The organism is Rhodococcus globerulus NBRC 14531 (assembly GCF_001894805.1).
Taxonomy (GTDB): domain Bacteria; phylum Actinomycetota; class Actinomycetes; order Mycobacteriales; family Mycobacteriaceae; genus Rhodococcus_F; species Rhodococcus_F globerula.
This window is the reverse complement of sequence record NZ_BCWX01000002.1, coordinates 988876-1008323: the sequence shown is the minus strand read 5'-3', so window position 1 is coordinate 1008323 and position 19448 is coordinate 988876. Positions and strand designations below refer to the sequence as shown.

Annotated in this window: 18 protein-coding genes and 1 pseudogene; 10 read left to right on the top strand and 9 right to left on the bottom strand. The window is 61.4% G+C overall.

Annotated features, from left to right (window positions below):
• Positions 1–143: 143 nt before the first annotated feature.
• From nusB to RG2_RS13310, 3 genes are read right to left on the bottom strand one after another with little or no spacing between them, the layout of a single operon-like run.
• Positions 144–641 carry a transcription antitermination factor NusB gene (gene nusB / locus RG2_RS13320; protein ID WP_033232161.1) on the bottom strand — a complete coding sequence of 166 codons (498 nt, stop codon included), beginning with the start codon at positions 639–641 and terminating at the stop codon, positions 144–146.
• A 1-nt stretch (position 642) separates the two neighbouring features.
• On the bottom strand, positions 643–1206 hold the full coding sequence (efp, locus tag RG2_RS13315) for an elongation factor P (protein WP_033232162.1): 564 nt from the start codon (positions 1204–1206) through the stop codon (positions 643–645).
• Between the two features lie 35 nt (positions 1207–1241).
• On the bottom strand, positions 1242–2336 hold the full coding sequence (locus tag RG2_RS13310; RefSeq protein WP_033232163.1) for a M24 family metallopeptidase: 1095 nt from the start codon (positions 2334–2336) through the stop codon (positions 1242–1244).
• A 111-nt stretch (positions 2337–2447) separates the two neighbouring features.
• On the opposite strand from RG2_RS13310, the gene RG2_RS13305 reads away from it, so the two are divergent.
• A complete protein-coding gene (locus tag RG2_RS13305) occupies positions 2448–3056 on the top strand; it encodes a B-4DMT family transporter (protein ID WP_033232164.1) in 609 nt (202 codons plus the stop codon).
• 76 nt (positions 3057–3132) lie between these two features.
• Here the strand turns inward: RG2_RS13305 and aroQ are convergent, their stop codons facing one another.
• The 4 genes from aroQ to aroC are packed head-to-tail and all read right to left on the bottom strand — an operon-like array spanning position 3133 to position 6418.
• On the bottom strand, positions 3133–3561 hold the full coding sequence (gene aroQ / locus RG2_RS13300) for a type II 3-dehydroquinate dehydratase (protein WP_033232165.1): 429 nt from the start codon (positions 3559–3561) through the stop codon (positions 3133–3135).
• Positions 3558–4667 carry a 3-dehydroquinate synthase gene (gene aroB / locus RG2_RS13295; RefSeq protein WP_033232166.1) on the bottom strand — a complete coding sequence of 370 codons (1110 nt, stop codon included), beginning with the start codon at positions 4665–4667 and terminating at the stop codon, positions 3558–3560. The genes aroQ and aroB overlap by 4 nt, the downstream gene beginning before the upstream one ends.
• A gap of 25 nt (positions 4668–4692) precedes the next feature.
• Positions 4693–5202, bottom strand: coding sequence for a shikimate kinase (locus RG2_RS13290; protein ID WP_033232167.1), 510 nt, complete (start codon positions 5200–5202; stop codon positions 4693–4695).
• 28 nt (positions 5203–5230) lie between these two features.
• Entirely contained in the window at positions 5231–6418 is a 1188-nt protein-coding gene (gene aroC / locus RG2_RS13285) for a chorismate synthase (protein WP_033232168.1), read from the bottom strand.
• 455 nt (positions 6419–6873) lie between these two features.
• Between aroC and RG2_RS13280 the strand changes: the two genes are divergently transcribed.
• From RG2_RS13280 to RG2_RS13270, 3 genes are all read left to right on the top strand, one after another.
• The gene (locus RG2_RS13280; protein WP_033232169.1) at positions 6874–7281 is read left to right on the top strand and encodes an SRPBCC family protein; all 408 of its coding nucleotides are present in this window, start codon (positions 6874–6876) and stop codon (positions 7279–7281) included.
• A 526-nt stretch (positions 7282–7807) separates the two neighbouring features.
• On the top strand, positions 7808–9232 hold the full coding sequence (locus RG2_RS13275) for an ABC transporter substrate-binding protein (protein ID WP_045068037.1): 1425 nt from the start codon (positions 7808–7810) through the stop codon (positions 9230–9232).
• Positions 9233–9408: 176 nt separating this feature from the next.
• A complete protein-coding gene (locus tag RG2_RS13270) occupies positions 9409–10830 on the top strand; it encodes a DUF1214 domain-containing protein (protein ID WP_045067671.1) in 1422 nt (473 codons plus the stop codon).
• 12 nt (positions 10831–10842) lie between these two features.
• On the opposite strand, the gene RG2_RS13265 is transcribed toward RG2_RS13270, so the two are convergent.
• The gene (locus RG2_RS13265) at positions 10843–11328 is read right to left on the bottom strand and encodes an SRPBCC family protein (RefSeq protein ID WP_033236248.1); all 486 of its coding nucleotides are present in this window, start codon (positions 11326–11328) and stop codon (positions 10843–10845) included.
• A gap of 3 nt (positions 11329–11331) precedes the next feature.
• A complete protein-coding gene (locus tag RG2_RS13260; protein WP_033236247.1) occupies positions 11332–11673 on the bottom strand; it encodes an ArsR/SmtB family transcription factor in 342 nt (113 codons plus the stop codon).
• Positions 11674–12086: 413 nt separating this feature from the next.
• On the opposite strand from RG2_RS13260, the pseudogene RG2_RS13250 reads away from it, so the two are divergent.
• From RG2_RS13250 to RG2_RS13225, 6 genes and pseudogenes are all read left to right on the top strand, one after another.
• Positions 12087–12663: pseudogene (locus tag RG2_RS13250) on the top strand (transposase); the annotation flags it as partial.
• Positions 12664–14443: 1780 nt separating this feature from the next.
• Positions 14444–15076, top strand: coding sequence for a TetR/AcrR family transcriptional regulator (locus tag RG2_RS13245; RefSeq protein ID WP_230590342.1), 633 nt, complete (start codon positions 14444–14446; stop codon positions 15074–15076).
• A complete protein-coding gene (locus RG2_RS13240) occupies positions 15073–16020 on the top strand; it encodes a TauD/TfdA dioxygenase family protein (RefSeq protein WP_033236246.1) in 948 nt (315 codons plus the stop codon). Before RG2_RS13245 ends, RG2_RS13240 begins: the two co-directional genes overlap by 4 nt.
• Positions 16021–16328: 308 nt before the next feature.
• Positions 16329–17018: a nitroreductase gene (locus RG2_RS13235; RefSeq protein ID WP_033236245.1), complete on the top strand. Its 690-nt coding sequence runs from the start codon at positions 16329–16331 to the stop codon at positions 17016–17018.
• 54 nt (positions 17019–17072) lie between these two features.
• A complete protein-coding gene (locus tag RG2_RS13230) occupies positions 17073–18674 on the top strand; it encodes an acyl-CoA synthetase (RefSeq protein WP_033236244.1) in 1602 nt (533 codons plus the stop codon).
• The gene (locus tag RG2_RS13225) at positions 18671–19420 is read left to right on the top strand and encodes an enoyl-CoA hydratase-related protein (RefSeq protein WP_033236243.1); all 750 of its coding nucleotides are present in this window, start codon (positions 18671–18673) and stop codon (positions 19418–19420) included. The genes RG2_RS13230 and RG2_RS13225 overlap by 4 nt, the downstream gene beginning before the upstream one ends.
• Positions 19421–19448 lie beyond the last annotated feature (28 nt).

The following is a 19448-nucleotide window of genomic DNA, read 5'->3' as shown; positions in this document are numbered from 1 at the left end:
AAGGATGTCTGACGGTTCCCCACCCTATCAGCCGACAGACCTGAAACCCGCCGCGCGAGCCGTCGTCATGACGGGTTGTGTGCAGACACACAACCTAAGCTCGCACGGCGGGCGGTAGTACTGAAATACGCGGAACGGTAGAGCTACTCGGTACCCGATTCGGTGTCCTGCGCGCGCTGCGAAGTCGCCGCAGCGGCCGAACGAACCTGCGGAGCTACGAGGACAACCTGGCCGAGGATTCCGTTGACGAATCCGGGCGAGTCGTCCGTCGACAACTGCTTTGCCAATTCGACGGCCTCGTCCACGGCAACAACCGGCGGGACGTCCGTCGCGTGGAAGAGCTCCCACACGGCAATACGCAGAATCGCGCGGTCGACTGCGGGCAGACGCTCGAGCGTCCAGTCCTGCAGGTGCGACGAGATGACCTGATCGATCCGGTCGAGGTTCTCCGCAACTCCGGACACCAAGGTGACCGTGTACGGGGCAACGGGAGCTACTGCGTCGTCCTTGACGGACAGATCGGAACGCTCCGACGCCAGTTCTACCGGGTCGAGGTCACGTGCCTCGGCTTCGAAAAGGAAGTCGACAGCACGCTTGCGCGCCTTGTGGCGCGCACCGAGTTTCTTATGAGTGCCGGACACTTTAGGAATTCACACGCCCGAGGTAGTTACCGTCACGCGAATCGACCTTGAGCTTGTCACCGGTGTTGATGAACAGCGGCACGTTGATCTCGGCACCGGTCTCGAGGGTGGCAGGCTTGGTGCCACCGGTGGAGCGGTCGCCCTGCAGGCCCGGATCGGTGTGCTGAACGACAAGCTCGACCGTGACCGGGAGCTCGACGAAAAGCGGGACGTCCTCGTGAGTCGCAACCTGAACGGCCATGTTCTCGAGAAGGAAACGCGACTGCTCGCCGACGACAGTTTCGCTGATCGGAATCTGGTCGTAGGTGTCGCCGTCCATGAAGATGTAGTCGCTACCGTCGTGGTACAGGTAGGTCATGTCGCGGCGGTCGACCGTGGCGGTCTCGACCTTCACACCGGCGTTGAACGTCTTGTCCACTACCTTGCCCGAGAGCACGTTCTTGAGCTTGGTACGCACGAAGGCAGGGCCCTTGCCGGGCTTGACATGCTGGAACTCGATAATCGTCCACAGCTGGCCTTCGATCTGCAGAACCAGACCGTTCTTGAAATCACTGGTGGAAGCCACTTGCTTCGCGTCTCCTAGGGGGTCGGGAAACCGTCTCAGATGACGGTAAGGTCTTTTGCGGTCAGTGTGAGCAGCTCTGGCCCCTGCTCACGAACAACGAGCGTGTCCTCGATCCGTACGCCTCCGCGCCCGGAGAAGTACACGCCCGGCTCGACGGTCACCGCCGCGCCGGAAAGAAGTGTACCGGTGCCGAGCTTCCCGATTCCGGGAGCTTCGTGGATTTCCAGCCCCACACCGTGTCCGAGGCCGTGCAGGAACAACTCGCCGTACCCTGCGTCGTCGATCACCGAGCGTGCCGCAGCGTCGACGGCGGCACATTCTGCACCGGGAACCAGGGCCGCGCAGCCGGCCGCTTGGGACTTGGCAACCAGTTCGTAGACGTCCCGTTGCCAATCGGAAACAGTCTCCAGTACGTAGGTGCGAGTCATATCGGAGTGATACCCGCCGACCTGGGCGCCGAAGTCCAATTTCACGAAGTCGCCAGACGCCAATACCGCACCGGTGGGTCGGTGATGCGGAATCGCGGAGTTCGATCCGGCTGCCACGATCGTCTCGAAGGAGATTCCGTCGGCGCCGTTCTCGAACATGAGGTTTTCCAGTTCGCGGCCCACCTCGCGTTCGGTGCGACCCGGCCGCAGTCCCCCGCGAGTGATCAACTGCGCCAACGCATCATCGGCTGCCGCACACGCGGCACGCAACAATCCGATCTCGTGCTCGTCCTTGACCATCCGTAGTTTCTCGACAAGCCCGCTCACCGGTTCGAACCGGACGGACGGCGCCGACTCCGTCCAGGATCGGTGCTCGGCAAACGTCGCGACGTGCGCCTCGAAAGCCAGGACGTCGCCCGAGAAGGTTCCGATCAGATGCGCTGCGCTCGAACGATCGATTTCGGCCCGCAGATCCGGCACCTGTTCGGCAACTTGCGTGACGTAACGACCGTCCGTGCAGATTACTGTCGCATCCTCGTCGCCATCAGCATCTCGAGCGCTCACCACCAGCGCGGCGTTCGAACCGGTGAACCCGGTGAGGTAGCGGATGTTCAGAAGGTCTGTGACGAGAATCGCGTCGAGTTCGCGCTCAACCAGAAGCGTACGGAGGGCATCACGGCGGGACCGATGATCAACTGACATGACTCGAACCTACCCGCTCGTCGCGGTGTCCCTCTCAATCCGAAACGCGCGGTTACAGCAATAATTGTGGGTTAGGCCACAAGTGGAATCTGTTCTAGTTAGGCTGTAGGTATGAACGCGTGGTTAGTACGTGGCCTCGGCATGGCCCTGATACATGTTGTGTTTCGCGCATTGCTTGGTATGGCGATCGCTCAGTGGCCACTCCAGGGCTCCACCCTGCGATGGCTCTCCCTGTTCATCGTCATCGCACTTGCTGCGATCTGGGGCGGAATCGACGGGATCCGTGATCGTCGCCAGTTCCCCGAGCCGGACGACGGTGCAGACCTCCTGATGCTGTGGCTCAAAGCCGCCGTTGTCGGTGGCTTCGTCGCCGGCGCAGCCAGCTGGCTCCTGAGCCTCGTCCCGGCCCTCGAACTGACCCAACAGGGTCTGTTCTTCGAAATCACCGCCGGTGCGGCCTTCACGATTCTGCTCATCTTCGTTCCCGCGATGGTCGCCGTTACCGTCGGCCGGTTCTTCACGAGCCGTGAGCAGCGCAAGCACGGCACGGCCCCGCAAACTCCGTCGCATGAGCGCCACCATGAACCTGTCCCCGTCAGCGAGGGCTACGACTCCCCCACAACCCAGCACGCGTACAGCGGCGCTGCCATGACGGTCGAGGAATCCGACGCCGACACAACCGTCTTTCCCGCCATCGACCTGGGCAAGCGCGAACAGTAGCGTCCACGACTGAGGGCTCCGAGGAAATCGTCCTCGGAGCCCTCAGCCGTGTGTGGGTTTCTTGTGTCTACGTACTTCAACCGCGCTCGGCGAGGAACCTGATCGCCAGTGGGTATCCGGCAACACCCAATCCGACGATCACGCCGGCCGCGATAGGACTGAGGAGAGAATTGTGCCGAAACTCCTCGCGCGCATGAACATTCGAGATGTGAACCTCGACCAGACCGGCGGTGAGCTCGACGCACGCATCACGCAATACGACAGAGGTATGAGTCAATCCGCCGGCGTTGAGAATTACCGGTTCGCCGGCATCCGCCGCGTCGTGAATCCAGCCGAGCAGGTCGCCTTCGTGATCGCTCTGACGAACAACCACCTCGACGCCCAATTCCTTACCGGTCGCGACACACAGTTCGACCAGATCGTCGTGCGTGGTCGCGCCGTACACCTCCGGCTGACGCTTACCGAGGCGGCCGAGATTCGGTCCGTTGACGACGTTGATTTTCACAGGCGAACCGTTCCGCCGGATGCCCTGGGCGGGCGGGCAATAGCCGAGTACGCCGCAACCAGCAGCGACGGATCCGGGCCTTCGAGCCTGCCGGGCTTGGCCAAGCCGTCGAGAACAACGAACCGAAGCAGTCCGGCGCGGTTCTTCTTGTCGGTCTGCATTCCGGCGAGCAACTGAGAAAAGGCATCGTCGTCGTACGACGTCGGGAGGCCCACTAATTCGAGGATCGACTTGTGCCGATCGGCTGTCGCGTCGTCGAGGCGCCCGGCCAGGCGACCCAATTCGGCAGCGAACACCAGGCCTACCGACACAGCGGCGCCGTGACGCCACTTGTACTGCTCACGGCGCTCGATCGCGTGCGCCAGCGTGTGTCCGTAGTTGAGGATTTCGCGAAGATCCGACTCGCGAAGATCGGCTGCGACAACCTTGGCCTTGACCTCGACGGAACGTCGAATCAGTTCGGGCAGAACAGTTCCCGACGGATCCAACGCAGCCTTCGGGTCTGCCTCGATCAGGTCCAGGATGACAGGGTCGGAAATGAAGCCCGTCTTGATGACCTCTGCCAAACCGGCGACGATCTCGTTATGCGGCACCGTCTCGAGAGTCGCGAGATCGATGAACACCGCGCCCGGTTCGTGGAACGCACCGACGAGGTTCTTGCCGGCTTCGGTGTTGATGCCCGTCTTGCCGCCCACTGCCGCGTCGACCATCGCCAGCAATGTGGTCGGGACGTGCACAACCTTGACGCCGCGCATCCATGTTGCTGCCACAAAACCGGTGAGGTCTGTCGCGGCGCCGCCGCCGAGGCTCATGATCGCGTCGCTGCGGGTCAGGCCGATACGTCCCAACACGTCCCAGCAGAAGCCGGCCACAGCCAGATCCTTGCCGTCCTCGGCGTCGGGGATTTCGATGCGGTGAGCGTCGATTCCCTTCTCCGCCAATGCGCCGCGCACGGCCTCAGCGGTTTCCGCGAGCGGTGGCTGATGGAAAATCGCGACGGTCCGCGTGCCCTCCAACTCGGCGACGATGTCGCCGAGCAGACCGCGCCCGATCACAACCGGGTAAGGACTTGCGGTCTTCACCTCTACAACTACGGGTTCGGTCACTGCTCCACTGCTCCGCTCCGGTTGATCATTTGTCTTCAAGTTTGGATACCAACTGCGCGACGACGCGCGACGGACTCCGACCGTCTGTGCGTATCCGGATGGTGGCGGCACGCCGGTACAACGGACGCCGACGCCGCATCAATTCCTGATATTTCACCTTGGGATCGCCGCCCGCCAGAAGCGGTCGGTGATTGTTGGCACCTGTCCGGCGCAGCCCTTCGGCGACACTGATCTCGAGGTAGATCACGGTGTGACCGTCGAGCAATGCGCGCGTGCGCTCCGACAAGATCGCACCGCCACCGAGCGAGACAATGCCGTCCGTGCTGGCCAACGCTTCCCGAACCACATCTTCCTCGATCTCACGAAAGCGTGGCTCGCCGTCGTGCGTGAAGATGTCGGGAATCGTCCGTCCGGTCGTCTTTTCGATCTCGGCGTCAGTGTCAACCAGGTCGAGTTCCAACGCCTGCGCGATACGACGGCCGATGGTCGACTTACCAGCGCCGGGTGGCCCGATAAGTACAGCTTTCGGTTTCATCGTGGCAGGACCTTCCGCTCGGACGCTCTCAGCGAGGCGGTCGGGCTGCGATACCGTCGGCGTAGCGCCGGTAGTTCGCTGTGGTCTCGGCAATGGAATCACCGCCGAACTTTTCGAGTGCGGCTTGAGCGACAACAAGCGCAACCATGGATTCCGCAACGACACCGGCAGCCGGAACTGCGCAGACGTCACTGCGCTGATGGATGGCAACTGCCTCTTCACCGCTTTCCATGTCGACCGTCGCCAATGCGCGCGGCACCGTTGAGATCGGCTTCATCGCGGCGCGAACCCGCAGTGCCTCGCCGTTGGTCATGCCGCCTTCGATACCGCCTGCACGGTTGGTGGAACGGACAATGCCGTCCGGGCCGGGGCGGATCTCGTCGTGAGCCTCGCTGCCGCGGCGACGCGCGGTCTCGAAACCGTCGCCAACCTCGACACCCTTGATGGCCTGAATTCCCATGAGGGCAGCAGCAAGTCGCGCGTCGAGACGCTCGGCGCCGCTGACAAACGTTCCGATACCGACAGGCAGGCCGTGAATGACAACCTCGACGACGCCACCGAGGGTGTCGCCGTCCTTCTTAGCAGCTTCGATTTCGGCGATCATCGACTCTTCGGCGGCCTTGTCGAAAGCGCGGACCGGGCTCGCGTCGATCGCGTCCAGATCCTTGCCCTCAGGAACCGGTCCGACATAGGGCTCGGATGCACCGATGGAGATGACGTGCGAGACAACCTCGACGCCGAACACCTGACGCAGGAAAGAGCGAGCCACGGTTCCGGCAGCAACACGGGCAGCGGTCTCACGAGCACTCGCACGCTCGAGAATGGGACGGGCGTCATTGAAGCCGTACTTGAGCATGCCGCTGTAATCGGCGTGGCCGGGACGCGGACGCGTCAACGGTGCATTACGGGCCTGATCGGCGAGCAGATCCGGATCGACCGGGTCGGCGGACATGATGGTTTCCCACTTCGGCCACTCGGTGTTGCCGATTTCGATGGCAACGGGGCCACCGAGCGTAAAGCCGTGGCGGACACCACCGATGATGGTGACCTTGTCAGCCTCGAACTTCATCCGCGCGCCACGGCCATAGCCGAGTCGACGACGGGCAAGTTCGGACGAGATGGCCTCAGAGGTCACTTCGACCCCCGCAACCATGCCCTCGAGCATCGCGACGAGGGCGGGACCATGGGATTCTCCAGCAGTTATCCAACGCAGCACGACGACTATCTTTCCACGTCGCGGACTGTGGTTGTGACAGTGGTCCTTCGACCTCTGCCCGATTGCTCGATGTCACACCGGAAGGGGCATTGAGTGTGCGACGTCCTCCAAGTCTCCTCGAACGCAGTTGAAGGGTTGACGGCCCCTCCGACGGGTCGCCACGAAGATCGGGTGCCAGCCCCATCCACCACGACACCTCGAACGTAAACGTAAAGGCACGGTCCCGGAACGTCCCCGCGGGGACGCGGCTCTCACTTACTGCACCGAAGCAGTTTCCCCAACAGCTGGATACGAGCCCAACTCGACGGTGACCTTGTCGTCGAAGAACACGAGTTCTTGGACAAGCTCCTCGACCAACTCAGCACAGCCGACAATTAGGTCAGTAGTTGTCCTAGCTGCCTCGTAACGTGGTTTCCAGAAGCGACCAGGGCGCCCTCTACAGAAAAGAGCAGAAAATGGCCTCTGTGCAGAAAGAGATCGTTATCGATGCGGACCCTGCGGACGTGTGGGGCGTTATCAGCGACTTCGCTGACGGGCCCGTTCGGATGGCGCCGGGATTCGTGATCAACAGCAAACTCGAAGAGCCCGAAATCAGAATCGCCACTTTCTCGGACGGAACCGTCGCGCGTGAACGGCTCGTCGCTCTCGACGACCCATCGCGCCGACTCGCCTACTCCGTCATCGGTGGCACCATGGCGCCGACACACGACAACGCGTCGATGCAAGTCTTCCCCCACAGCGACGGGCGCAGCCGATTCGTGTGGATCCACGACGTACAACCGGATGACCTCGCCACTGCGATGGGCGCCGCAATGGAACACGGCCTGGGCATCTTCAAACAGACAATGGAGGCCATCCGATAAGCCTCGAGTTCTCTTGTCCCACATCGAAGCACCTCACATCCCGATATCAACAGAAAGCGACATGTCGGACACGATCCGCCGATAGGCTCGGCTCGACAACTGGACAAACTACGAGAGGCACTCCATGGGATCTCTGAACGAATGGCTACTCAACAGCGATGGCGCATTCTCGGGAATTGTCGGCGGCATCCTCCTGACGATCGCGATGCTCTCGGGCGGCTCGGGCATGTAATCCACCACCGCGCCCCTGGGAAATCCGAGGGCGCGGTGACCGGTATTGAATGATCCCGTCATCCAAGACCGGGTTCAGGGACCCGCACGACGGTTCGAGGCTGAAACAGGCCGAAAAAGCATGACCAGAGCCACAAAAGCCATCGCTCTGTGTCGCACTTCACTTTCGTATCTCACCCATCGGGAAGTCGCATTCGGCATTGTCCGATCGCTGATTATCTACGGCTCTCAGTGCAACTGCCCAGGCAGTGCCGCCTGTGAACTGCTGTGCCGTCTGCAAAAGGAGAACCTCGAAGTGAAGCCCAACAAGACCACGAAGCTGGTTGTGGCGATTGCCGCCACCGCCGCTCTGGTGTCCGCCTGTTCCGGTGCTCGTGGTGACGACCCGTCAGCGACGTCGAACGGTGCATCCGTTGCGACAGCGGACGCGGCGTCGAAGAGTTCCGATGCCAAGTTCGGAACCCTGGATTCGCCGTGCGGCGACGGAGATGCGAAGGGCGCGACGGATCAGGGTGTCAGCGACACCGAGATCAAGATCGGCTTCGGCGACGACCGCGGCTACGTGAAGTCGCCAGGCCTCAACAAGGAGATGAGTGACGCCGTCAGCGCGCTCATCTCGTGGTGCAACGATCAGGGCGGCATCAACGGCCGCAAGGTTGTCGGCACCGACTACGACGCGGCGATGACGCAGGCCAACTCGGTCATGCAGGAAGCCTGCGCCAGCCAGTTCATGTTGGTCGGTCACGGATTCGCGATGGACCAGACCGCAGAGCAGACCCGCGTGGCCTGCAACATGGTTGCCGTTCCCGGATTCACGGTGTCACCGGACGCAACCAATGGTCCGATGTCATTCCAGGGTGTGCCGATGCCCGTCGACTACTCCAATGCGGCAGCATGGTTCCAGATGGCCGAGATGCACCCGGACCTGCTGAACGACTTCGACGTCGTCAACAGCACGATGCCGGCAATCATCAACTCCACCACCAAGACACGCGCGATGGCCGCGGCTGCGGGCTTCAAGCTCAAGGACTGCGGCGTGACTCTGAACTACGAGGGCGAATCCAGCTACGTGCCGTTTGCCGAGAAGTTCAAGGAATGTGGCGTCAAGGGTATCTGGACCTCGCGTTCGGCCAGCCCGGCCGAGCTGAACTTCGTCAAGTCTCTCGATCAGGTCGGTATGGACCCGATCTTCTTCGGTGAGGCCACCTGGTACGGCGAGGCTGTTTCGGCCTGGAACAAGGACACCGGACTGCTCGACAACCTGAACGCGGACATGATTTTCCAGATGCTCGAGAATGCCGACAAGGTTCCGGCTGTGAAGCAGTACTCCGACCTGGTATCCGCAGGTGGCGGCAAGACGGCACTCCTCGGTATGCAGGCTGCATCGTCGTTCCTGCTCTGGGCCACCGCGGCGGATGAGTGCGGCAGCGACCTGACGCGCCAGTGCATGGTCAACGAACTGTCGTCGATCCACGACTGGGACGGCGGCGGATTGCACGCTGTTACCGATCCGGGCAAGAACATGCCGGCCACCTGCGGCCTCATGACAGCGCTGAAGGGCGCCGAATACTCACAGGTTTTCCCGGCGAAAGCCGGCGAGTTCAAGTGCGACCCCAAGTACCTCATCGCCAACGACAAGAGCATCTGGGGCACCGATCTGGATGCCGATCGCATCTCCACGAAGTACCTCAACGCGAACGTGATCAAGCCGCAGGCCTAATTCGCAGGACGCCGGTGGCGCTCATCGAGTGCCACCGGCGGTCATATGTGACGATCGGCAAACGATCCGGCGCAGCACTGGCTGATCGACCATGTCAGCGGCTTCCTACAGGTAGCGTCCCCACGACGATCCGTCGTATTTGCCCGGATCGAGACCTGGGACGAAAGGTACGGAGTATGTCCACCCTTCGCGATGCACGGTTGACCGGTGACGAGGTCATCAATACCTCGTTCGGCACAATCGAACTCGAGCACACATTCCCGACCGACGCGTCCGCCGAATTACTCTTCGACCAACTAGATGTACAGCGCGCCGCCCAGGCCTATCTGTGGGCGCTTCCGCTCGTCGGGTTCGTCACCTGGCGCGACCGCGCAGCAAAAACGTTTGGCGCCAACAACTTCGGCGACTTCGTCGTGTACGAGACTTTACGGGAGAAGCGAGGCATCGTCACCGCAAACCTCACCACGCCGTACATCATCAATTTCAGCACTCTCGCTGACGGACCGGTTCTCATCGACTACCCCGCCGGCCCAACCGCGGGCGGCGTCCTGGACTTCTGGCAGCGACCAGTGGTCGATCTCGGCCTGACCGGGCCTGACCAAGGCAAGGGTGGCGGCTACGTCATCCTCGGCCCGAACGACGATGCCGCACCGTTCGAGGACTCCGGTAGATATGTGGCACGTTCGGCGACAGTCAATATCTTTATTGCGTTCCGGGTGCTAACCCAGGACGCGGACGTGATGGCCTCGTCAAAACGAGGCCTCGCTCTCGCGCGGATCGGTTCCGCGCCCACACCCGTGAACTTCATCGAAGGGGTCGATACCGAATGGAGCGCAACACCATCGCGCGGCCTCGGCTATTGGGACGACCTCGCGACGGTATTGGGTGAAGAACCTGTCCGAGAAGTCGACAAAGCCCTGATGGCGATGCTCGAGCCCCTGGGTATCGTCAAAGGCGAATCGTTTGCACCTGATGAGCGCCAGCAGCGGCTTCTCCTCGAGGGCGCCGCGCTCGGCGAGTTGCTGGTCCGCACCATGCAGGTCAACCCGCGGCACACGACCCCCTACTGGGCAGGTACGAGCTGGTACAAACTCATCGACTTCGAGATCGAACAGGAGACCGACACAATTCTGCAACTCGATCAGCGCGCCACTCTGTTCTACGAGGCAGTCACGACCACCAAGGGCATGGTTCACCCAACTCCCGGTGTCGGGCAGGTCTACCTGACCTCGAAGCGGGACAGCGAGGGTCGCCTGGTGCGCGCCGACCGGACCTATCGCCTGCACGTGCCCGCCGACGTACCCGTCGCACAGTTCTGGTCTCTCACTCTCTACAGCGAGAACACACGTCGGCCGTATGAGAACGGCGGCAATGACATTCGCAGTGTCAGCCTGGACAGCCGGGACGAGATGTTGGACTTCAACGAAGATGGCAGCATCGACCTCTACATCGGTCCGTCGGCACCCGAAACAGCCGACAACAATTGGATGAAGACGGTTGCCGAGGACGGCTGGTTCGTCTACTTCCGCATGTACGCGGCCACCGAGCCCTTCTTCGACAAATCCTGGTCACTCCCAGACTTCGACGAAATCCGGTAACACTGTCGCCGCTCAGGAAGCGACCAGATCGTCGATCTGGTTGATCGCCGACGAAGCACCCTCGACGACACCCATATCAAGCACCTGCTGCAACGCCTCGACGGATTCGTAAGTGCTCACGTAGGTCGCGCGCGTGCCACCGTCGTGCTCGGTGAAAGTGAAGACGTTCTTCGAAACCGGCATCTCGGGATTCGGGGTGAAATCCTCGTCGGCGAAGCCGTCATCGAACGAGAAGCTCGTCGGTTCGTCGGTGGCCGTAATCTCCCAGTAGCCTGCAAATTTCTCACCATCCGGGCCGGTCATATAGTAGGTCGTGCGACCCCCGGGAGTGAGGTTGTGCTCCACCACGGTCGCCGGGTAAGTCGGTGGGCCCCAAACCTTCTCCAACTGGCGTGGGTCGGCGTAGACCTGCCAGATACGTTCCACCGGCGCGGCGAATTCCGCGACGATGGTCAATGTTCGGGTGTCTACGTCCTGCTGGACATCGGTAACAGGCATGGTTCAGCCCTCCTTGGGCGAGTCGAATGCGATGAGTTCGTCAATACGTCCGATGCGGCCGCGCCACGCTTGCTCCAGTTCGGTGAGCATGGCCGCCACCGACCGCAACGCCGTCACGTCGCCGCTGGCGAGATGCTCTCGACCGGTGCGTCGCTTGGTGATGAGGCCGGCTTTCTCCAGCACAGCGACATGCTTCTGCACGGCAGCGAAGCTCATGTCGTACTTCGCAGCGAGCGCAGAAACCGAGTGCTCCCCGGCCAGCACACGGCGCATAATGTCGCGCCGCGTCCGGTCCGAAAGCGCACGGAACAGTGCGTCCGCGCGATCCTCGTCGTCTCCGTTCACACCACAAACATACAACCAAATGGTTGTATATGTCGACCGTCGAGACGCACCCGTGGGCTCACACCGCGATTTCCGTCAGGGTGCGAGATACAACCGGGCCCGAGCAGCACACCCGGGTTTACCGTCACCGTTTCGATCGGCCCTCCTGCCGAAGTCTGGTACGCCATCAGGGAATGCTCGCCAGGGGAAGTGGGAGTCCAGAAAGATGCTCCATCGACAAAAGCCACAACGGCGTTCTTGGAGCGTTCGGAACCGTTCTGAGTAAAGACACCCGGCGCATCAACCGACTCCACGGTGGTCGGCGGCGGCTCTCCTCTTGCGACGGCACTGACGTCCGATTTCTCCCACACTGACTTAAGCGGTATCGGCGCCGACGTTGCACACCTCGCAGCAACGCTCAACCCTCCTGCAGGACAATCAATGCCACCAAAATTGCACCGCGCATGGGCACCCGGTAGGTCGCCGACCTCCACGCCGCACTCGAGGCGCAGCCCGTTGCTGTTCCAGGAACGACAGCTGCCGAGATCGTGGTCCCAAAACGTGCTGATTCGCTGAAAGCGATTCTTCAGCAACGCAAATCAATCAGCGAGGACGTGGAGAGGATGCCAGAAGACCACACTCTTTCCCGGTTGATCTCCACGCCGGGCATCGGGGTCTTCGGCCGGCGCACGAATCTTGCTCAAGTCGGCGATGATTCAGCATTCGCCTCCACCGCTCACCTCGCCGCCTACGCCGGGATCGCACCCGCGACCCACTGCTCGGGGACTTCGATCCACAGGGAACACCCCGCCCGATCAGGTAATCGCAAACTCAAACGCGCCCTGTTCCTTTCAGCGTTCGCCGCACTGCACGACACCGCCAGTCGCACCTACTACTGCCGAAAGCGAGCCGAAGGAAAAAAGCTTGGGCGCCGCCCTCATCTGCCTCGCCAGTCGCCGCTGCGATGTCCTCTACGCCATGCTCACGAACCCTATCGATCACCCGCCGTGACTTCCGCTTGACGAAAACAATGCTTGACGAAACAATAGGGACACCCCCGACGCCTCGATTGCCGGCCGACCGTCCTGCCGACAGTCCGAGTGCGCCACCGCCGATTTCGATCGCACCACAAAACGCCTGCTCTTCTCAGTCACAACGAGGGTTTGAGGTCGCGACCCCTCTGATCGCTTACTGACACCGGCGTGCCATTCTAACCACCACGCACTCTGCACAGTGCACGCATGCGCTTCTCCCCATCGAACAGTCAGCTCTGGCGTGGAGCATTCATATCGCGTCGGGATGTTTGCAGCGAAGCTTCGGATTTCGGTGGACGAGGCTTTAGTACGCCCACGGGCGATGGCGTTTTTCGCAGCAACGTCGTACCGCTGCGATCGTGTGAGACGTCATCGGCGGTGAGGTTTCGACGATGGCGTCACCCCGCCATCGCTCCCGGGCCATCATCGAGACGTGTCATATAGTGGCCGGAGAAGACCGGCCACAACTCGTGGCGGCCGACGCGCCGCTGCGCGCACAGCGAACCAGTTGCGCTAACTGCCGAGCGCTCCCGGTGCGGCGCGGAAACTTCCGCCTCGCGCCGCCGGTAATGCTCAGCGCGAGAAGCGGTACGGTTCCTGCATCTCCGCATTGTTGATGGCGCGACCTAGCCAGATCGCAACGCAGGCACCCACTGCGGTCCACCCGACGATAATTTCGGCAATCCACCACATGCTAGGACCTTGACACGCAACGCACCGACGTACTGGACTTTGATCCCGCGAGACGCGAATGAAAGTCTCCCGCAACGCAATTGTGACCTGCCCCTTCACACTCACGTCGGGCGGCTCTTGCCGTACATGTGACGCAGATAACCGCAAACGCAGTGAAAATGTACAGTGCAATGACTAGCCACGTTTGCAATCGGGCTGTCGGTTCTGCGCGCCTCACCGCGCTTAACCTCAGCCCTGTGATGTTTCGTCATTGGCGGATCGTCTCATGTACCGATCCTTCGGACGTCAACGCGTGAAGGCTTCGTCCCTAAGGCTCGCCCGGTGTCGCCGAAATAGCGATGTCGTTTAGCCTGCACGCGGCGATAAATACGCGTTCCGGCCCCTCATGGGAGGTCATAGGGCATTTGATGCGCATTGAACACCGAGCAATCCCCGAACCCATCAGCCGTTCTCTCGCATTCGCAATTAACTCATGACGAATCTAACGCAGCGGCCCGGAAGCATCCCGGAGCAATAACGGCCCTCGGCCGATATCCCTACATCGACAGACAGTCGGGCAGCCCGTGCTCTGCACAAACGCGGGCGCTGACGCACCCGGAAATCATCACCATTCTCAAATCAACTATTCCCAAACATCATTGGAAAATTTGAACCCGAAGCAAAACCCCCTTTCTTTCAGGGATTCGCGTAGCCGGTTCACGAATGCAGACCACCCGAATGCGCCGAGCAGTCGAAAAATGTCATGTGCGCATGCCGAGGGAGAGGATCGCACTGTGATCGCCTGCGGGGGAACGTCGGATGTGCGGAATGAAAACGATTGTTTGCGGAACCTTGTATCCGGCAAGATTTTCCGATACTGCTCAGTCAGGTCTTCGGTATCGACGACTTCGGAGAAGCCCTCCGGGATCCAACACGAATGGCATTCCGGCACTGAACGTTATGTATCAACGCCTCTCGGACAATCAGTGTGAAGCACAGAGCGTGAAAAATTGAAGGTTCCTTCCCTGATGACACAGCCACCAGAGAGTCTTGACACATTAAGGTTGCAACCTTAATGTGTGGGTATGACGCAGACCACGTCTCGACTGGCGATGATCGAAGCGGCCGAACACATCGTCGCCGAACGTGGCTTGCACGCACTGACTCTCAAGGACGTCCAACTCACAGCGAACCAATCGAACAAATCTGCAGCGAAATACCATTTCGGTTCCCGGGAGGGTCTCATCGAAGCCCTTGTCGAAGCTCGGATGTCCCCCGTTGATACGCGTCGACAAGAAAAGCTCGACGAGATAACGCGACTGGGCACGCCGCCTACTACCCGACAAGCCGTCGAGGCCCTTGTCCGGCCGTTGGCAGCCGAAACTCTCGGTCGCTCCGGTAGTCGCTACGCGCGGTTCCTTGTCCAAGCCCTGTTCAATCCCGCTCTCGCTGACATGATTGAGAAGCACCTGAGAGCAGAAAGCTACAAGCACGTCCGGCAGTTGCTGATCGAACTCTGTCCGGCACCGAACCCGATCGCGATCTGGCGCACCGATGGCATCGTCATGCACAACATGACAGTGCTCGCGGCACACGAAGGAAGCGATCGCACTCCCGCAGAGAGTACGGCGATCGTCTGCGATCTCGTCGATACCTGCGTGGCCATGCTCGAGGCACCGACCTCGATGACAACCAAATCCTCAGGAGCATCCTCATGACATATGCACTTCCCGCTACTGCAGCACCCACACCGACCGATCCCCTCGCATACTTCGGACCGATCATCGCCCCGCGAACCGCAGAGAATGTGGAAACTCCTCCCTACGAAGTGTTCTCACTAGAACCACAGACACCGACCATCGGTGCCGAAATCTCCGGAATACGACTGGGCGGAAATCTGTCGGACGAGGTCATGGCGGAACTGCGCCGCGCACTGCTCGAATGGAAAGTCCTGTTCTTCCGGGACCAGGACATCGAACGCGCGGACCACCGTGCCTTTGCCGAAGCATGGGGAGACCTCGAACAGCACCCGTTCTACCAGTACACCCAACCAGGACAAAGCGACGTCGACGTCGCCACCCTCGCCAAGGACGCAGCCGCCGTCGGCGCCGAGAACATCTGGCACAACGACGTCACATGGCACGAATTCCCCTCGTTCGCAGCAGTTTTACGTGCCATCGAGATCCCCACTGTCGGCGGCGACACACTCTGGGCCGACACCGGCGCGGCATACGACTTGCTTCCCGGCGACATCAAGGCCCGGATCGATCACCTCGAAGCCGAACACGACTGGATCACCTCGTTCGGGTCCGGGATGCCACAGGAAGCGATCGACAAGCTCCGACCGAGCTTCCCACCGGTGCACCACCCCGTTGTGCGAGTGATCCCGGAAACCGGTCGGCGCGTACTTTTTGTCAATGTTGCATTCACACAACGAATTCTGGGTGTATCAGAGCAGGAATCAAACGAACTCCTGCGCCTGCTGTACCGTCACCTGATGCGCCCTGAGTTGCAGGTTCGGTTGCGGTGGAAGCCGAATACCATCGCTTTCTGGGACAACCGGACGTGCCAGCACTACGCGTCGAGCGACTACTACCCCGCGCGCCGTGTGATGGAACGCATTTCGATCATAGGAAGCAAGCCCACCGGCATCTCGCGGTAACCCGGCAGGGAACTGCGACTTCGCATCGCGACGAGCCAAGAGCGAATCGTCGCCACCTCGGCTGGTCATTGCATTCTCGGGACTTCGCAGCTTTCGAGACCATCCGAGTTTCGCGCGCTGAGGAACATAACGCCCGATCCGGGCCCGCACATGGCATACATCTGCCGTAATGCGCTTGTGGACAATGCTTTTGACTCGCGGTGGTCACCGGTGTTAATTCGGATGATCCACTGCAGCCCAGAACCAAGATATGACTACCGCCCCATCTCCGGATTCCCTATCTTCCGGCCATTTACAGGAGTGTCCCCGTGACCGAAGTACCCGCCTTACCTGTCCACACTGATCTGCGGTTCATACTCGAGTCGCGCAGCAGCTGTCGTGCGTTCCAACCGGACCCCGTTCCGCGTGAGATGATCGAGCAGATCCTCGAGATGGCACAGCGCACTCCCTCATGGTGCAACACGCAGCCCTGGCAGGTTTCGATCACCGAAGGGCAAGGCACCGAGCGCTTCCGGAAGGGACTCGCCGAGTATGTTCAAACGTCCCCGCAGGCACCGGATTTCCCTTTCCCAGCCGAGTACCGGGGTGTGTACGGCGCGCGCCGTAAGGAGTGCGCGATGCAGTTGTATTCGAGCGTGGGCATCGCGGCGGGTGATCGCCAAGCCTCGTCCGAGCAGACCATGAAGAACTTCGATCTGTTCGACGCTCCCCACGCCGCGATCATCACCACCGACGAGGCACTCGGCGTTTACGGCGCGATCGACTGTGGCTTGTACGTCAACACATTCCTGCTCGCCGCGCACAGCCTCGGTGTCGCCGCTGTTCCGCAGGCTGCTCTCGCCGGGAGCGCGCCTTACCTGCGTAATTTCTTCGACCTTCCCTCTAGCCGAAAGGTGGTGTGCTCGATCTCGTTTGGCTATGCCGACGAATCCCACCCCGCCAACGGCTTCCGCACCGATCGGGCGGACATCGGAACAGTCGTGGACTGGGTGTCCTGAGCTGACGGCCCGCCGCTGCCCCAGTCTTCGTTCCACTCGAGAAGGATCCCTCACATGTCGTTGAACCTTGCAGACCTCTTCGAAGCCGTTGTCGACAAACTTCCCGACCGCACCGCCCTGGTCTGCGGCGATGAGCGTCGCACGTTCTCCCAGCTCGACCAACGGGCCAACCGACTCGCGCACTACCTCGCCAAGCAAGGTGTCCAGGTGGGTGAACATGTCGGCATCCACATGCGCAACAGCACCCAGTTCGTCGAGGCCCTGCTGGCATGCCTCAAGATTCGTGCGGTGCCGGTCAACATCAACTACCGGTACACCGAAGACGAGCTGACGTACCTCTACAACAACTCTCAGATCGTCTCGTTGATCGTCGACGGCGAGTTCGTTCCGATCATCGCCGGCGCCCTCCCCGCCTGCCCTGGCATCAAGGACGTACTGGTATTCGGATCCGTGGATGATCCGACGTCGATATCCTTGCCTCTCAATGACTTCGACGACGCGATGCGAACCCAATCGGCGGACCGGGATTTCGGCCCACGCAGCGATGACGACAGATTCGCCATTTACACCGGGGGCACAACCGGAATGCCGAAGGGAGTGGTGTGGCGACACGTGGACTTCTTCATGGCCGCACTCGCGGGTGGAAACCACGGAGGTGCCGCCTTCACCAACACCGCCGACCTCGCCGACGCTGTCGCAGCCAACTCCCACTCCATGGCGTTTCTGCTCCCGGCACCGCTCATGCACGGCGCAGCGGTGTACTCGGTGTTCAGCGGCTTCTTCAGCGGCGCAAAGCAGGTTCTGATGCGCAGCTTCGAACCAGTCGAAGCGCTCCGTCTCATTCAGGACGAGCAGCTTTCCTGCGTCACGGTCGTCGGTGACGCGATGGCACGTCCGTTCACCGATGCGATAGCCCGCCACGGCTCCGACTACGACCTCACCTCGCTGACACTTGTCAGCTCCGGCGGTGCACTGTGGTCACGCAGCTCGAAGAACCAGCTTCTCGAACTGATGCCGAACTTGTTCTTGCGCGACGGATTCGGAGCATCGGAATCCGGGGTGGACGGCACACTCGAGATCGACGCGGACGGCAACATGCGTGTCGTGGGCAACCCCAACATGCTGGTCGTGGATGAAGAACTGCGTCCGATCGAGCCCGGCTCCGAGATGCTCGGATACATTGCTCGTGTTGGACACGTACCACTCGGGTACTTCAACGAGCCGGAGAAGACCGCAGAGACCTTCCCCGTGGTCGACGGGGTACGGATGTCGATCCTCGGCGACATGGGCCGGGTCGAACCGGACGGCTCGATCGTGCTGCTCGGCCGCGGCTCGGTGTGTATCAACACCGGCGGTGAGAAGGTGTTCCCCGAAGAGGTCGAGGCTGCCATCAAGAGTCATCACGCCGTGATGGATGCCGTCGTCGCCGGCACACCGAACGCGCTTTTCGGCGAACAAGTCTCGGCTGTGGTGCAACTTCGCGAGGACTTCGAGGATATCGACACCGATGAGATCGCCGAACATTGCCGGGCCTCGATCGCCGGGTACAAAATCCCGCGTTCGATCGTCGTCGTTCCCGCCATCGTGCGCTCTCCCGCCGGAAAGGCGGACTACCGCTGGGCTCGCGCGACCGTCGCGGAGGTTGTAGGCGCATGAGCGTAATCCAAGAACAGCACGGCAGGATCCTGCTCATCCGCCTCGATCGGGAGAACAAACGCAACGCGATCGACCGCACCATGGCAGAGGGAATCGACGAGGCCCTCAACCGACTCGACGACGATCCGGCTCTGTGGGCCGGAATCATCACAGGGACAACGACGATCTTCAGTGCAGGCACCGACCTGAGCGAGCGCGCCGACCTGAGAACCGAACGCGGCGGCGAGTACGGGATTATCCGACGGCGGCGGAGCACCCCTCTGATCGCCGCCGTCGAGGGACCGGCCCTCGGCGGAGGATTCGAAATCGCACTTGCCTGCGATGCGCTCATCGCTTCCCGTACAGCAAGTTTCGGCCTCCCCGAGACCCGTCGCGGACTCGTCGCGACATCGGGCGCCCTCTTTCGGGCCGCGCGGGCATTGCCACCGAACATCGCGCGAGAACTACTTATCTCGGGTCGCACACTGGACTCGGACCGGGCCTACCAACTCGGACTGGTCAACGAGGTGGCCGACGCGGGATGCGCGCTCGATCAAGCCATGGCGCTCGCCGAAGACATCTGCCTCTCGTCCCCGATGTCGGTACGTGAGAGTCTGCGTGCGCTACGCACCCTGACCGTCGACGAGGACGCACTCGGATGGCAGGCCACCGAACGAGCGATCGAGGTCTTCCTCGAATCGGACGACATGAAGGAGGGCATCAGCGCATTCTTCGAGAAGCGCCCGCCGCAGTGGCTCGGACACTGAGCCACTGGCACACGACGATGAGACAACA

Bases quoted from the DNA above. Each gene is read 5' to 3' on its own strand.
- RG2_RS13310 (WP_033232163.1), bottom strand. From the start codon at position 2,336: ATGTCAGTTGATCATCGGTCCCGCCGTGATGCCCTCCGTACGCTTCTG.
- RG2_RS13305 (WP_033232164.1), top strand. From the start codon at position 2,448: ATGAACGCGTGGTTAGTACGTGGCCTCGGCATGGCCCTGATACATGTT.
- RG2_RS13290 (WP_033232167.1), bottom strand. From the start codon at position 5,202: ATGAAACCGAAAGCTGTACTTATCGGGCCACCCGGCGCTGGTAAGTCG.
- RG2_RS13280 (WP_033232169.1), top strand. From the start codon at position 6,874: ATGGCCTCTGTGCAGAAAGAGATCGTTATCGATGCGGACCCTGCGGAC.
- RG2_RS13270 (WP_045067671.1), top strand. From the start codon at position 9,409: ATGTCCACCCTTCGCGATGCACGGTTGACCGGTGACGAGGTCATCAAT.
- RG2_RS13265 (WP_033236248.1), bottom strand. From the start codon at position 11,328: ATGCCTGTTACCGATGTCCAGCAGGACGTAGACACCCGAACATTGACC.
- RG2_RS13245 (WP_230590342.1), top strand. From the start codon at position 14,444: ATGACGCAGACCACGTCTCGACTGGCGATGATCGAAGCGGCCGAACAC.
- RG2_RS13240 (WP_033236246.1), top strand. From the start codon at position 15,073: ATGACATATGCACTTCCCGCTACTGCAGCACCCACACCGACCGATCCC.
- RG2_RS13230 (WP_033236244.1), top strand. From the start codon at position 17,073: ATGTCGTTGAACCTTGCAGACCTCTTCGAAGCCGTTGTCGACAAACTT.
- RG2_RS13225 (WP_033236243.1), top strand. From the start codon at position 18,671: ATGAGCGTAATCCAAGAACAGCACGGCAGGATCCTGCTCATCCGCCTC.